Genomic DNA, 15,702 nt, shown 5'->3' on the forward strand with positions numbered 1-15,702 from the left:
TCTAGCATCTAGCATAAAAATATACAGGATTCACATGTACCAACTTAGCTTTTCTATGCCCGAGTTTCTTGAAAACTACTGGCATAAAAAACCAACCATCTTGAAAGGTGGCTTCCAAAACTTCATCGACCCAATTTCGCCGGAAGAACTTGCTGGTTTATCGATGGAAGAAGAAGTGGATTCTCGCTTTGTCTCTAACCTCGACAATCAGTGGACTGCAGAACACGGTCCATTCTCTGAAGAAAAATTTGGCGAATTAACCGAAACTCACTGGCAGTTGATCGTTCAAGCAGCGAACCACTGGCACCAAGGCGCAAATCAGCTGACTGAGGCGTTCCAAACGTTACCAAACTGGTTATTCGACGATCTCATGATCTGCTATTCAGCACCTGAAGGCGGCGTAGGCCCACATATTGATCAATACGATGTATTCATCATTCAAGGCCAAGGTAAACGTCAATGGAAAGTGGGTGCGAAAGATGTTGGTCAATACAAAGAGACCGTTCAAGCGTCTGCTCTACGCCAAATAGAAGGCTTTGAGCCAATCATTGATGAAACCTTAGAGCCAGGAGATATCCTTTATATCCCACCAGGTTTCCCACATGAAGGGAACACATTAGAGCCGTCGATGAGCTACTCTATTGGCTACCGTTCCCCTAAAGAACAAGAGCTAATCAGCAACTTTGCCGATTTTGTGCTTGCTCATGATATGGGTGACGTTCATCTGCATGATCCAGAATTCAAAGCGCAAGAAGGCTACGGCAAGATTCGTTCATCGGATTTAAGCAATCTCACTGACATGTTGAAATCTGCACTAGAGCAACCTGAAACCATCAGTGAATTCATGGGTTGTCTACTAAGCCAATCACGCCACCAGCTTGATATCGTCGCTCCTGAGCCATTATGGACAGAAGAAGAGATTGCTCAACACTTAGAGTCTGAGGGCGAAATCCAACGCGTATCTGGCTTAAAAGCGCTCTACCATGAAAATGAAAGCAACACGGCTTACATAAATGGTGAAGTCGTTAAAGTTGAACAGGCAGATTCATCACTACTCAACATACTTTGCGATGAGACCTTAATTACTTCAGCTACTGCTCTATCTCCTTCGGGCATAACGGTCGTGACTGAATTAGTGAACAAAGGTTACTGGTTCATCGAAGACTAACTTCGCTAATAGGTTTCGTCGGACATAATCAATCCCGAAAATCTAAGAGACTTAGAACTTGAGAAAAATAAAAAAGGACAAATGAAATCTTCATTTGTCCTTTTTCTATTCAACAGGTAATAAGCTTGAATAACTAAACCTTGAACTGATTAACCAATTTCTGCTGCTGTTGGGATAATTGGTCTATTTCCGTGCCTACTTGTTCAGAAGCGGCAGCTTGCTCTAAGATCCTCGCACTCAAGTCGCGAATGTTAACCACGCTTTGGTTCACTTCACCGGAAACCGATTGTTGCTCTTCGGCTGCTCGAACAATCTGACTGTTCATGTCACTGATCGCCTCAATAGAAGTAAAGATCGAACCCAGATCTTCAACCGCTTTTTGAACATGTAGCGCTGTATCATTGGCAAGAATATTACCTTCTTGGATCGCTTCCACCACGTCTTGCGTACCCGCATGGACCTTATCGATCACCGCTCTGATTTCACCAACTGATGACTGCGTACGACTTGCTAGGTTTCTTACTTCATCAGCAACAACCGCAAAACCTCGACCTTGCTCACCCGCCCTTGCCGCTTCAATCGCAGCATTTAGCGCTAATAAGTTTGTCTGTTCAGAGATCCCCTCGATAACACTTAAGATCTCAGTGATGTTACCGTTATTTTTAGCCAATTCTTCAACAATAGGTACAGCGCTCGACATACGCTCCACCAGCTTTCTCATTTCACCGGCTGAAAGCTCAATAACTTGTTGCCCTTGCTGAGCTGAACGATTCGCTTCGCACGCTGCATCAACGGCCACTTCTGCATTTTGTACCACTAAGCCCGCAGTTTGAGTCATCTCTTCTGCCGCTGTTGCTACCAGATCGACTTCTTTAAATTGAGACTCACTGCTTTCTCGAGTGCTTGATGCCGATGCTTTAGCCTGGCTTGTCGTACTCGCCACTTGCTCAGTGGTATGAATGACTTCTTTGATCGTGTGTTGTAGCTTATCTAGAAACAGATTAAAGCCTTTCGCTAGCTGGCCGATTTCATCTTGAGATTTCACTTCTAAGCGCTGAGTCAAATCGCCTTCACCAGAAGCGATATCGTTCAGTCGCTCCACTACCTGACGAATCGGTTTCACAATAGACAATGAAGCAAACGCGATAATGGCTAGACCAAAAACGATAAAGACCATACCGGCAATCACTTCTGTTCTGATACCTTCACTTAGCTTGGTGCTAATGATGGAATCCAATTTGTTTGCATCAGCGACGACACTTTCTCTCGGTATCTCAAACAACACACCCCAAGTTTGATTAGCTGCAACAACAGGTGCAAACGCAAGTAACCACTCGCCATTCTCACTCCATTGCGTTGTTACTTCGCCGCCGAAGATAAAATCGGTCATTCGATCGCTGTCGGTGTTATCACTTTGGAAGGTAGAACCGACTGCAATACTTGAATCATCAGAAGCGATGACTGAACCATCTAGGCTAACCACATAAACTTTACCAGCACCATCAAATAAGCTCTGATCAGATTGAGTGACCACACTCGTTAAGCCATCGAGTCTTAAGTCAATCCCAAGAAAACCAATTGCAACATCATCAACTAAAATTGGAACTGAAATCGAAGATGTCAGAAGTGCTGTACCACCACTATTAACGACTCTAGGTGTGCTGATACAGGTTTGCCCAGAAGATAAAGGACAGTAAAAGCGTTCGCTATTACTGTTGTCATCCAATGTTGATTCTGAAAGTACGTTCGAAAGTACATTCTCACCATTATCTGCCACCTTCCAGTAAGGTGCGAAACGCCCTCTTTCGTTAGAACCAACATAGTCGGCATCGACATAGTTTGCGTCTTCCCCATCGAGCAAGTCAGGTTTGAAAACTAGATACGCACCTTGAATAGAGTCGAAGTTTAAAACCGAGCGACGGATCATTTCATCCAAGGCAGTACGAAGTTCTTCACTTGGTGTAAAGTTTTCATCCGCATTATTCTTTAAGAACTGAGCGCTAGCCGCAAGCATTTCTGCGCGGTAAATGGCTTCGTCAACATAACGTTGAGTTTCTTGGGCATTAAGCTGAGAAACAGACGCCAACAACTGCTGAGTTTTATTGATAACTGATTCTGAGCTTTGAGATTTGATGACTTGTTGATTGCTCGTCGCGTTGTAGATCGAGAAACCAATAAGAGACAGTGACGTAATGATTAAACAACAACCTGCTAAGAGGGTTATTTTCCACTGTACCGATAGAGAGCGCATTTAATATCCTTATTTAAGCCAAAAGACTTCCATAACCGTAACTATCACACCGACAACAAATTGCTGTACACAATGTAAATGAGTTAGACGAATAGCTTAGCGAATAATTACAGCACAAATCGCTTACATATAAAACGAAAGTTTACATAAATGTTAACAAGCAATGCCTTTTACCTGTTGCTTCTGTGATTTCAAAATAATCTACTCATACAATCATTGCCAATAGGTCTATTGCTCTAACATTTTTGGTATAATCTAGCATCGATATTTCAAAGAAGCTGACTCTCCCTACATCTTTAAAACACAGTAATTTCGAATTACTTTTTCTAATCCAAGTTATAGATTTTTATCTTGATCAACTTCACATTTTTTGATTGCTAAGTCGGCAATCAAGCTCTAATATCTCGCGCCTAGATTCCCTGAATACTTTATTCTTTTGGCACTCCTTAATGGAGCGCTAAGGCTTTTTACGTCTTTAATTTTTGGAGAGATACGCAAATGTCTGCCTCGTTTCCATTAGCGAAACTTACCTTTTTAATCGCTATTCTGACAGCCGTAGGTCAAATGACTCAAACGATGTACGTGCCTTCTATCGGTCATATGGCGGGTGAGTTCTTGGTTTCTGCGTCTTCACTTCAAGCTGTGATGGCGTGCTACTTGATCCCTTATGGTCTGTCGCAATTTGTTTACGGCCCGCTTTCTGATCGCCTAGGTCGTAAACCTATCATCGTTGCAGGTTTGATCATCTACATCATCGGTACTTTGGTGGCATTGTTCGCTCATGAATATCAATGGTTCCTAGTGGGTAGCTTTATCCAAGGTTTAGGCATAGGTTGTGGCGGTGCAATGTCTCGTACATTGACTCGTGACTGTTTTGAAGGAGCAGAGCTGCACCGTGCAAATAGCTTAATCAGCATGTGTGTGATTTTCTCACCACTGATGGCGCCTGTTTTAGGTGGTTACCTAACAGAAGCTTTCGGTTGGCGTTCCAGCTACTTGTTCCTCGCGCTATTTGGTATCGCTGTTGTGATCACCATGATGACGAGCATGATGGAAACTCTGCCAAAAGAGCGACGCAAAAACGAATCAGTTGTAAACAGCTACAAATTCGTTCTGTCTGACAAACGCTTCCAAGGTTTCCTACTAGTACTAGTGGCAACATTCGCGGGCGTCGCAGTATTTGAAGCAGCGGCTGGTGTACTGCTTGGCGGCGTACTTGGATTACCTGCAACCACAGTAAGCTTGTTGTTTGTTTTGCCTATCCCGGGCTACTTAGTGGGTGCAGGCCTGTCTAGCTACATCGCACAACGTCGTTCAGAGCGCCGCGCACTGAATGTAGGCCTGGTGTCGATCTTAGTCGGTTCAGCCGTGGTACTGATACCGGGTCTGTTTGGTCAAACAACAGCACTAACTTTGATTGGCGGTGCAACCATTTACTTCTTGGGTGCTGGTATCTTATTCCCAGCAGCAACAACAGGGGCACTATCGCCATTCCCATACCATGCAGGTACAGGAGGCGCGATCTTAGGTGGTATGCAAAACCTAGGTGCTGGCATCGCAACACTATTGGCATCGTTCTTCCCGGCTCAAGACCAACTGCCACTCGGTTGCCTGATGATTGCTATGTCATTTATCGTGATGCTTGGTTTACGTTGGGTTAATCGCAAGCCTGACCACTCAAACGAAATGCCACTGGTTATCTAAAGTAACACTCGAATCCTACCCAAATACAGAAAAGGGGCATACTGAAAAGTGTGTCCCTTTTTTGTTGCACGCTTTCCCTCACCTCACGTCTACCTCAATTTCATTTAACATTACTTTGATTTTTTGAAAACAATAACAGACACTTACGTTGAAAGTGCATATCCAGAATCCAATTATAAATAATATCACTGGAAGAAAACCAAGATACCTAGGCTCTGATAGAAAAGGATGCTGGCATTAAAACGAGTAAGGTGCACACTAAGGATATACAGATGCGTTTCGCTTTAACCACATTAGCCGTATCGGCCGCGCTTGTCGCCGGATGCAGCAATCAAGGAATAACAACCATGAAACACTACTCTCCATCGCAACTCGTCGCTCAGCAGACACAAGCTCCTGTTGCTAAGAAAGTCCCTCATGCAATGACGATTCATGGTGATACTCGAATCGATAATTACTACTGGATGCGTGATGATGAACGCCAAGATCCAGAGATTTTGCAGCATCTTGAGCAAGAGAACCACTACGCAGAGACCGTGCTGAAGCATACCGAATCAACACAAAGACAGTTATTTGAAGAGATCAAAGGCCGAATCGCGAAGGACGACAATTCGGTACCGGTGCGTAAAGGCAGCTACTACTACTCGAATAAAGTCACAGGTGACAACGAATACCCAGTACACTTGCGAGAAAAAGACTTTTTAGGTACAGACAAGCAAGTCATCTTAGACGTTAATGAACTAGCAAAAGAACATGAATTCTTCAGTATTGGCGGCTTAACGATCAGCCCAGACGAAAACTTGTTGGCCTATGGCGAAGATACCCTGAGTCGCCGCATTTACACCATCAAGATTAAAGACCTCATGACAGGTGAATACCTAAACGACGAAATTGAAGGTGCTTCGAGTGCTATCGCGTGGCAAAACGACAACCAAGCCTTTTACTACATCAAGAAAGATCCACAAACACTGCTAGGTTACCAAGTTTACCGCCACGTTTTAGGCACACCTCAAACAAGCGATGAGTTAATCTACGAAGAAACCGACAGCGCTTACTACACCTCATTGAGTAAAAGCAAAGATGGTGAACAGGTCTATATTTGGCACTCGAGCACAGAAACCAGTGGTGTGTCAGTCATCGATGCCAACAACCCAAAGGCTAAAGCCGAAGCTTTCTACCCAAAAGAGACTGGAATTGAGTACAGCATTGCTAAATTGGGTGATTGGTATTACATCTACACCAACTACCAAGCGGTCAACTTTCGTTTAATGAAAGTCTCAGCTGCAGACATGCATGACCGCTCAAAATGGGTCGATGTCATTGCAGCAGACGATAACACTCAGCTTGTTGATTTCGAGTTGTTTGATGACCATCTTGTTTACGAGCAACGTGCGAATGGCTTGTCGACAGTCAAGGTTCGCCAACTCACAACAGGTAAAGAGCTCCCACTTGAATTTAACGACTCCGCTTTCGCCGCTTACCTAACGAGTAACTATGAATTAGATAACTCAAAAGTTCGAGTCTATTACAGCAGCTTAACGACTCCAGGCACTTACTATGATTTTGACCTCAGTACAGGTGAATTCGAAATCATGAAGCAAACGCCTGTATTAGGTGATTTCGACGCGGATAACTACCAATCAGAACGAATCATGATTACGGCTCGCGATGGTAAGCAAGTACCTGTCTCTTTGGTCTATCGCAAAGATTTATTCAAGAAAGACGGCACTAACCCAATTTACCAATACGGCTATGGATCTTACGGTACTACCATTGAGCCGACCTTCAGCTCGACTCGTCTCAGCCTGCTCGATAGAGGCTTCGTTTTTGCGATTACTCACATCCGCGGTTCAGAAATGCTGGGGCGTCCTTGGTATGAAGACGGCAAAAAGCTAACCAAGCAAAACACGTTCAATGACTTTATCGATGTAACTAAGGGCCTAGTTGAAGAAGGCTACGGCGCTAAAGATAAAGTATTCGCGGTGGGCGGTTCAGCTGGTGGTCTACTAATGGGAGCGATCATCAACCAAGCGCCTAATTTGTATAAAGGTATTGGAGCACATGTTCCTTTTGTGGACGTAGTAACAACCATGCTTGACGAGTCGATCCCTCTTACGACTAACGAATACGACGAATGGGGCAACCCTAACAATAAAGCCTACTACGATTACATGCTGAGTTACTCACCGTACGACAACATTAAGGTACAAAACTACCCGAACATGTTGGTGACAACAGGCCTACATGATTCACAAGTACAATACTTTGAACCAATGAAGTGGGTGGCGAAACTGCGTGAAATGAAAACAGATAACAATGTACTGGTGTTCAAAACCGACATGGAAGCTGGTCACGGTGGTGCATCTGGGAGATTTAAACGACTAAAAGAAGACGCACTCGAATACGCGTTCTTTTTAGATTTACTCAAGACTCAATAGATTCAACGTAAGTCGTCACGTCGTTTTATGTCGCCATTTTGTCTCTACAAATGGCGACATACATTATTAAGCATGGTTAAATACGATTAACTATCAAACTCACCAAATCAAATAATCTTTGCTGCACTATAGGCAAAGGTTTACGAGAGGTATAAAAATAAATGAAAGTAATTAGCTTCAACATCAACGGCCTAAGAGCCCGCCTTCACCAACTGCAAGCTATTATCGACAAACACCAACCGGACGTAATTGGTCTGCAAGAGATAAAAGTACACGATGAAGCCTTCCCTATTGCTGATGTTGAGGCGATGGGCTATAAGGTTTACTTTCACGGCCAAAAAGCACACTACGGTGTGGCTATGCTGTGTAAGCAAGAGCCAATCTCTGTTCAGAAAGGTTTTCCAACCGACAATGAAGACCATCAAAAACGTATGATCATGGCAACGTTTGAAGATGAAAACGGTGAAAAGGTTACAGTACTAAATGGTTACTTCCCTCAAGGGGATAACATCAAACATGAAACCAAATACCCTTACAAGCGTGAGTTCTACAAAGACTTGATGACTTACCTAAACGATTACCACAATAAAGATGAACAAGTGATCGTAATGGGCGATATCAATATCAGCCCTATTGATGCTGACATCGGCATTGGTGAACCTAATGCGAAACGTTGGCTGAAAACCGGTAAGTGTTCTTTCCAACCAGAAGAGCGCGAATGGTTGAAAACATTGATGGATTGGGGTTTTGTGGATAGCTTCCGTTTACTGCACCCTGAAGTAAACGATCAATACTCTTGGTTTGATTACCGCTCAAAAGGTTTCGTGGACAACCGTGGCCTTCGTATTGACGTGGTACTAGCAACTCAAAAGCTTGCTGATAAGTGTACTGAAGCAGGCATCGACTACGAACTACGTGGTATCGAAAAACCATCAGACCACGCTCCGATTTGGGCGACGTTTAAATAGTCATTTTTAGGTAACAAAACTTAGCCAGATCAAGTAGCAAGCAAATAGTACTCACAACGCTGATCAGAAGCTAATAACGAAAGAGAGGAGATAATATCTCCTCTCTTTTTATTCGTGACTCTATCTGTCATATACCTAGTTAAGCGGCCAAATGGTCGTGCCGTCAACGTCTAACGGCGTCTTAGCAAACTCATCTAAACAATATCCTTGATTAGACGATGCAAAATATGTCAAAGGCATGTTACTTAGACTAAGAGCTGTGACTTGTTGCTTCGCTTTATCACTGAAACTGAATCCCCACATATCTAAGTATTGCGTCATATTCCGTTCTGCAACGTAACTCAATGCGATAAGCAACCAATCATTGTTTGTAATATCTACCGCTTCTTGTCTCGTATAATCTGAAAAACCAATCGAGCCTTTTCGATCGTTCCAAAGTTCATCACCGCCTTTCAAGCGATTAAACTCTCTCTCAATCAAGTGCAAGCGCCCTAATAAATGCCAACCCGAATTCAATACACCCTGCTGCTCTGCAAGCATCATCATTTGAATGTAGATACGAGCTCCCCAACTCCAACCAGTTTGATTTTGAGCCGCCATAAAAGCACTTGGATCAGGTTGAGTCCGACTCTGCTGTAAAAGCTGATACTGCCCTTTAAAATCTAAGCCTTGGCAAGACGATACTTTTCCTGTGTCTTTATAATATTTTGATTTACTAAAATACGAATAGTAGTTCGTTGTAGAGTGCCCATCCCAACCGCTAAACCTAAATCGACCACGCTCTAAGCCATGCCCTAACTCGTGAAGATCACCATGCCCTAATGGATGAAACGACCAGTAGGCATCATACGGGTTTCCTGAACAACCATAGCCACAGTTAGCTTGGTCTGCGTTCATATGCTTTACAATATCAATGGTCGCAATTTCCCAACCTTTTGCCTCTCCGTATTGATGTATTTCAGCAATTTCATCAATACCCGGCCCTTTAAAGCCTGCAAGTGCATGAGGAAAGTTATGTACATAACGCTCTGTGGCGAGAGCCATATCATGAGGCTGAGCCCAGTCAGCAGCACTGATAGATTCCTTCATTTTGTCCAACTTAGAATGAACCTCAAACCCCGGAGTAATGAGCTCAGCCCAATCAAACTTTCCTTCTTCAAGCTGTGCAACAAAGCTTTCGTTGTCTGCTTCACTGCGCCAGACAGGATGCTGAGCGACATTCTCAAAACGCAGCTCCACATCAATATCATTAGTATCAAAATGAACCTGTAACGTCCCACCATAAGCAGATGTGAGATAAATCGTCTCTCCCGGGTTCACAGGATAGGCTACCGAGGTTAAAAACTTTGGTCTAGCATAGCCATCATCGCCCGAAAACTCGTGAGTAGCTCCACTACGTAGCGTATTAAATGCTATCGATGTAGCTACTTCATTGCTGTCCAAACGAGTCACTTTGATCGTCTTACCAGGCAAAGCATACACGCCTGCCGCACGGAAACTTCTCTTAGACTCTAGGGTTATATTTTGGCTTACTAGAGAGGCATCCTCAAAAGTCTTGGTGCTAAAATTACCTAAGTTTGGTTGTGCCGCATTATACAAACGGCTGTTGTATGCGGCGTAATCACTATAGTAAGAACGAAGAAACTCGATTCTCTCCGTTACACCTTTACCCATCGGGTACTGAACATCTTGGCGATAACGATCCGCAAGTAACAGTAACAACTTTTCATATTCGTAATCATCGGTTGCAAACAGGTCTATTTTTTTACTATCAAGAGTCGTTAGGTGTGAACGAATACTGTTCGCCGCAGTATAAAACTCTTCATCCATATTGGAATCGTCAGGGCAAGATTTGTCCTCACACAAATTCAGGTCAACGGTGAAACTGTTGTCTTTCAATCGCTGTAAAAGCGCTTGTTGCTGGACAATATTACCCGGTATTTGATCAATCAGTTGTGTAGAATTCCAGTTCGACAAACCTAGCTTGCGCCAATAGTTATCGCCAACGTACGTCATGTGCATTTCTGCAAATAGTGCGTTACCTAAGTCCGTCATACCGCCATCAAGATGTAGGTATAACACTGGAATATTTTTACTGAACGCCAAGCGTAAACCTGAAATCACATCTTCAATGTCATCGCCATCATTTAACTTTTGAGACAAAACTAGCAAGTCAGGGTTATTGGCTTCAAGACATTGGCTTAATTTACTGCCATCACAAGTATTGTCAGCGTTGATAACCATAGAAGCGTTAACATTGTCGGTTAACCAGTTTCGTGTCGCTTGGTCATCAGGAAAGTAATGAGATTGATCAAGCTGAGCTAACACAACATTTTGTGGCGAGTCATTACTAGAAGCCCACCGAACCAAGTTCTTCAACCAAGTATCCATCTCTTCGTTGACAGAACTTGGAAAGCGCTGCTTAGTTCGAAACGGGTTGCTTGCTAATGCGGCATAGCGGCTGTCGTCTGATGTATAACCCGCAATACCAATGACAAGCTCTTGGTCGGCATAACCATCTTGCATCGCTTTATTGGTTTTCAAGATGATATCGTTAAAACCATAGGTAGGTAAGATAATTGCCGTATCATGTGTTGGATCCCAATGAAGACTACGTAGAGGTTCCCCTTCAGCGTTTAGGGATAAAGCTTGCTTAATATGATTGTAGTCCGAGTTGTATTGAGCGACTAACGCTTGGCTTGCATCAATGAACTCTTTGGAATCAGTCACATAAGAAGCGTCACCTGTGGACAACGCCTTTTGCACCGCGGTTTGTGGAGTTGGAGTAATGCCAGGCTCACCATTTCCGTCACCTTCATTACCTTCCCCACCAGAACCACTAGAACCACCAGAACCACCAGAACCACCAGAACCACCAGAACCACCAGAACCACCAGAACCACCAGAACCACCAGAACCACCAGAACCAGTTTGGGCACTTCCACCGCCGCTGCCACCTCCGCATCCTAAAAGTGATAAGGCAATCGCACAAAGCACCAAATTGGATAGTAACTTACTCTTTTTCATCATTATTCCATACAACAACAAAATTTCGCTGAGTCTATCTATCGCTAAATCTAAAGCAATTAATCTCATGAATATGTGAATGCAATTTGAAGCAAGTTAACTATTTTTAAAAATCCTCAGTTAACGCGCTCTTTCTTCCGCCGAAAAATTAAAGAACAGTAGTTTTGACGATATAAAAAACGGCGCTATGAAAGCGCCGTTTGTTTAACTGAAATTGTTGCTGTGTACTTATTAGCTAAGCGGTCTTAGATAAGCTAGGAAACGTTTCTCTGCGAATTTGAAAATCGCGATGATGATGAACGTTAGCGCCATGTAGAACAGGCCTGCCGTTAAGAAAGACTCAAATGGAGCGTAGTAACGTGAGTTAACCAAACGTGCTGCACCCGTCAGATCCATAATCGTTACGATACCCGCTACCGCTGAACCGTGAAGCATGAAGATGACTTCATTACTGTAAGCTGGTAGTGCGCGACGTAAAGCACTTGGTAAAATGATACGACGGTAAGTCTTCGGTGTACTCATGCCATACGCTTTTGCTGCTTCAACTTCACCTTTCGGTAACCCGTTAATCGCACCGCGAATGATCTCTGCTGTGTATGCTGATGTGTTAAGAATGAATGCCACCAGAGCACAGAACCAAGCGTTTTCCCATAGTGTGTCTTTCACTGGGAAGAATTGATCCATACCGTAATAAATCAGGTACAACTGCACCAATAACGGCGTACCACGGAAGAAATAGATGAACGACCAAGCCGGAGCGTTAATCATCATATTTGGACTGTTACGAGCGATAGCTAATGGTATGGCGACGAATAAGCCAATAATCAAAGCGACGCAAACCATCCAAGCTGTTGTCCATAAACCACCAAGGTAAATCGGCAGGCTTTCAATTATCAATGAAAAGTCCATAACTACCTCGCGTGGATACTGAATTTACGTTCAACCAGCTTAAGTAAGCCTGTCGAAACACTGGTGAAGAATAAGAAGATAAGTGCCACCGTCATATAGAAGGTAAATGGCATTTTGGTTGAACCTGCCGCCAATGCGCTAACACGGACCATGTCTTCTAGGCCGATAATCGAAACCAATGCGGTAGTCTTAAGTAGAACTAACCAGTTGTTACCAAAGCCTGGCAATGCGTGACGAATCATTTGCGGTAATAAAATACGACGGAACGCTAAAACAGGTCCCATGCCATAGGCCTTTGCCGCTTCCATTTCACCGCTATCAACTGCCATGATCGCACCACGGAAGGTTTCAGCCATGTAAGCGCCAAAGATAAAGCCAATGGTTAAGACACCAGCAATAAATGGGCTGACATCAATATAATCAGGTAAGTAAGAGGTCCATTCGTGATTAGGATCACTGGATGAGAACCACTCATTGAGCCACTCATTGATGGAATACAAACTGTTGTTTAAAAGGATTTGTCCACCAAAGAAAATCAGCATCATCAAGACAAGATCAGGAATGCCTCGAATAACAGTTGTATAGAGGGTTGCAATAGCACGAGCCCAGCGATAAGGCGCTAGTTTTGCTAAGGCACCTAGCATACCAAGAACCATAGCTAAAATTAGCGACAGCAAGGCAACTTCGATTGTAAGCACCGCCCCTTTCAGGATCGAAGCTTCATATCCTTGTAAATCAAACATAATGAATTCCAACAGAACTGCGAAAAAGTTGGTAAGACAGGGAGAGGAGAACCTCTCCCTTAAGAAGTGACGCTAGAGATTACTGGCCGTATACGTCGTAGTTAAAGTACTTAGCAGCGATATCTTGGTAGATGCCTTTTTCACGTAGTGAAAGGATTGCAGCATCCAATTGCTTAGTCAGATCTTTATCTTGCTTACGTAGAGCAATACCAAAACCTTCACCGAACCACTTAGGATCTGTTAGTGATGGACCAACAAACTCGTAAGCTTCACCACCAGCTTTGTTTAGTACGCCTTCTTCTAGAGCAGATGCATCACCCAGTACAGCAGCAACACGACCGTTAGCTAGATCAAGGTAAGCTTCATCAAATGAACCGTAACGAACGATCTCTACTGTGTCGCCGTAGTTATCTGTTAGGTACTTATCGTGAGTTGTTGCTCGTTGAACGGCAATTTTTTGACCACTTAGATCATCAAAATTAAGGCCTGCACCTTTTTTAGCGATGAACTTGTTCGGGATAAGTGCGTATTTACCAGTGAAGTCGATCTTTTTCTTACGCTCTTCCGTGATAGACATTGCCGCGATGATCGCATCATATTTACGAGCAAGTAGAGAAGGAATAATGCCATCCCAGTCTTGTGCAACGATCTTACACTTCACCTGCATTTCAGTACAAAGTGCGTTAGCCATATCGACATCGAAGCCTTTCAGTGAACCGTCAGCTTCTGTCCAGCTAAATGGAGGGTAAGCACCTTCAATACCGAAACGTACTGTTTTCCATTCTTTTGCTTGAGCTACGCCCGTTGCAGCAGTTGCAGCAAGTGCCGCGACTAATAACCACTTTTTCATATCCCTACTCCTGTGATTTAGGTTTTTATGTTTTGCTAGTTTTAATATTGTGTTTGTTGTTACTTATTAACTTACTTGTTGTGTTTTATTGTTAACACCGTCACTGTTTACCTTGGCGACGGTATTTCAATTCTGATTAGTAAATCGATGAGATAAATTGCTGTAATCGCTCAGATTCAGGTTCCGTAAACAGTTTAGCTGGATCACCCTGTTCTTCCACTAGACCTTGATGCAAGAACATCACATGGTTAGATACATCACGAGCAAAAGCCATTTCGTGAGTTACCACAAGCATGGTTCTTCCCTCTTCTGCTAGATCGCGCATTACACCAAGCACTTCGCCTACTAACTCAGGGTCTAATGCCGATGTCGGTTCATCAAACAGCATCACTTCAGGATCAACCGCTAGCGCTCGCGCAATCGCAGCACGCTGTTGTTGGCCGCCAGACAAATGACCCGGGTAGTAATCTTTACGCTCATACAGACCTACTTTCTTCAATAGTAGCTCTGCATTTTCAATCGCTTGTGCTTTAGGTACACCTAAGACGTGAACAGGCGCTTCGATAACATTTTCGAGAACGGTCAGGTGAGACCACAGATTGAAACCCTGAAAAACCATCGCCAGACGAGAACGGATTCGCTGTACTTGTTTTTCATTGGCAGGCACAGAAACACCCTGGCGGTTGTTTTTCATTTGAATTAATTCACCATTAACCCAAATCTCGCCTGCGGTAGGTGTCTCTAACAAGTTGATACATCTAAGGAAAGTACTTTTACCCGACCCTGAAGATCCGATAATCGATACTACATCGCCTTTATGCGCAGAAAGTGAAATTCCCTTTAAAACTTCATTTTGACCAAACGTTTTGTGTAGATCCTTTATGTCCAGCGCTGGTACATCTTTCATGCGCTTTCTCTCCCAAGTTTGTGAAAATGCAAGGTACTCCGACCTTTTCATGCGATACAAACTAGCACCACACGGAATAACATGCAACAAATTATTAACCTAATAATTTGGAATAAATAGCGATTCACTCTGACTTATTATGCAAAAGGTAGCGTTTTCACCTCAATTTAATGAATGAGTTCTATCAATAAGCTGTAATTAGCCCCCTTACATTGTTTAAATAAAGTTAATCAAAATGAGATTCTCGTAGCTTGATATCTCACAAGAAAAACAGGTTTTGTGAACTTAGAAACATTGCAACCGGCAAAACATAGCGCGCACATTCAACACATCACCTCTCTATAAATCACAATTATTTTGAGGTTACTGCATTGTAAGCATTTTAGTCAGAATACAGAGCAAGTGAGTAATAGTGAGATAACTCAGTAAACAAGGAGCATTGAATTGATGCCAGAGCGGTAAAGGCTCAAAGAAGATAAGAAAACGACAGTTTGTGAAAACTAATTACACGATTCATCAATGGGAAGTTAATGAATCGCTGCGTTTTGTAGCTTTCTTTCACATACACTCATAAAGTGATCAAGATCAATCACCCTAAAGGGTAAGCTTGTTAGACTTCTCAGCAAAGAATAAGGCATTAAAAATGCCAAACATTTCTTTTAACTTAGCTGCATAAAGCACATCAAGACCGTGCAACATAATGTTAATGAGTTATAACTAAGAAATAACGCAATTAC

The 15,702-nt window shown here is 43.2% G+C and carries 10 protein-coding genes; 4 read left to right on the forward strand and 6 right to left on the reverse strand.

Annotated elements, in window-relative coordinates:
* The first annotated feature begins 34 nt into the window (after positions 1 to 34).
* A complete protein-coding gene (locus L4C44_RS21220; RefSeq protein WP_146492197.1) occupies positions 35 to 1,168 on the forward strand; it encodes a ribosomal protein uL16 3-hydroxylase in 1,134 nt (377 codons plus the stop codon).
* A 133-nt stretch (positions 1,169 to 1,301) separates the two neighbouring features.
* Here the strand turns inward: L4C44_RS21220 and L4C44_RS21225 are convergent, their stop codons facing one another.
* The gene (locus tag L4C44_RS21225) at positions 1,302 to 3,419 is read right to left on the reverse strand and encodes a methyl-accepting chemotaxis protein (RefSeq protein WP_428805672.1); all 2,118 of its coding nucleotides are present in this window, start codon (positions 3,417 to 3,419) and stop codon (positions 1,302 to 1,304) included.
* A gap of 498 nt (positions 3,420 to 3,917) precedes the next feature.
* Here L4C44_RS21225 and emrD point away from each other — a divergent pair, with 498 nt between their 5' ends.
* The 3 genes from emrD to xthA all read left to right on the forward strand — a co-directional run bounded on the left by emrD (position 3,918) and on the right by xthA (position 8,529).
* Positions 3,918 to 5,123 carry a multidrug efflux MFS transporter EmrD gene (emrD, locus tag L4C44_RS21230; protein ID WP_285953227.1) on the forward strand — a complete coding sequence of 402 codons (1,206 nt, stop codon included), beginning with the start codon at positions 3,918 to 3,920 and terminating at the stop codon, positions 5,121 to 5,123.
* 347 nt (positions 5,124 to 5,470) lie between these two features.
* Entirely contained in the window at positions 5,471 to 7,561 is a 2,091-nt protein-coding gene (locus L4C44_RS21235; RefSeq protein ID WP_428805677.1) for a S9 family peptidase, read from the forward strand.
* 161 nt (positions 7,562 to 7,722) lie between these two features.
* The gene (gene xthA, locus L4C44_RS21240; protein WP_428805673.1) at positions 7,723 to 8,529 is read left to right on the forward strand and encodes an exodeoxyribonuclease III; all 807 of its coding nucleotides are present in this window, start codon (positions 7,723 to 7,725) and stop codon (positions 8,527 to 8,529) included.
* Positions 8,530 to 8,664: 135 nt separating this feature from the next.
* On the opposite strand, the gene L4C44_RS21245 is transcribed toward xthA, so the two are convergent.
* From L4C44_RS21245 to L4C44_RS21265, 5 genes are all read right to left on the reverse strand, one after another.
* The gene (locus tag L4C44_RS21245; protein WP_428805674.1) at positions 8,665 to 11,556 is read right to left on the reverse strand and encodes an ImpA family metalloprotease; all 2,892 of its coding nucleotides are present in this window, start codon (positions 11,554 to 11,556) and stop codon (positions 8,665 to 8,667) included.
* 231 nt (positions 11,557 to 11,787) lie between these two features.
* The gene (locus tag L4C44_RS21250) at positions 11,788 to 12,465 is read right to left on the reverse strand and encodes an ABC transporter permease (RefSeq protein WP_060982332.1); all 678 of its coding nucleotides are present in this window, start codon (positions 12,463 to 12,465) and stop codon (positions 11,788 to 11,790) included.
* A gap of 2 nt (positions 12,466 to 12,467) precedes the next feature.
* Complete coding sequence (locus L4C44_RS21255) at positions 12,468 to 13,208, reverse strand: ABC transporter permease (RefSeq protein ID WP_146492202.1); 741 nt, start codon at positions 13,206 to 13,208, stop codon at positions 12,468 to 12,470.
* Between the two features lie 79 nt (positions 13,209 to 13,287).
* The gene (locus L4C44_RS21260) at positions 13,288 to 14,058 is read right to left on the reverse strand and encodes an ABC transporter substrate-binding protein (RefSeq protein ID WP_048659693.1); all 771 of its coding nucleotides are present in this window, start codon (positions 14,056 to 14,058) and stop codon (positions 13,288 to 13,290) included.
* A gap of 136 nt (positions 14,059 to 14,194) precedes the next feature.
* A complete protein-coding gene (locus L4C44_RS21265) occupies positions 14,195 to 14,965 on the reverse strand; it encodes an ABC transporter ATP-binding protein (protein WP_004736532.1) in 771 nt (256 codons plus the stop codon).
* Between the last annotated feature and the right edge of the window lie 737 nt (positions 14,966 to 15,702).

The sequence above is a fragment of the Vibrio satsumensis genome (assembly GCF_050337435.1).
Classification (GTDB): Bacteria; Pseudomonadota; Gammaproteobacteria; order Enterobacterales; family Vibrionaceae; genus Vibrio; species Vibrio satsumensis.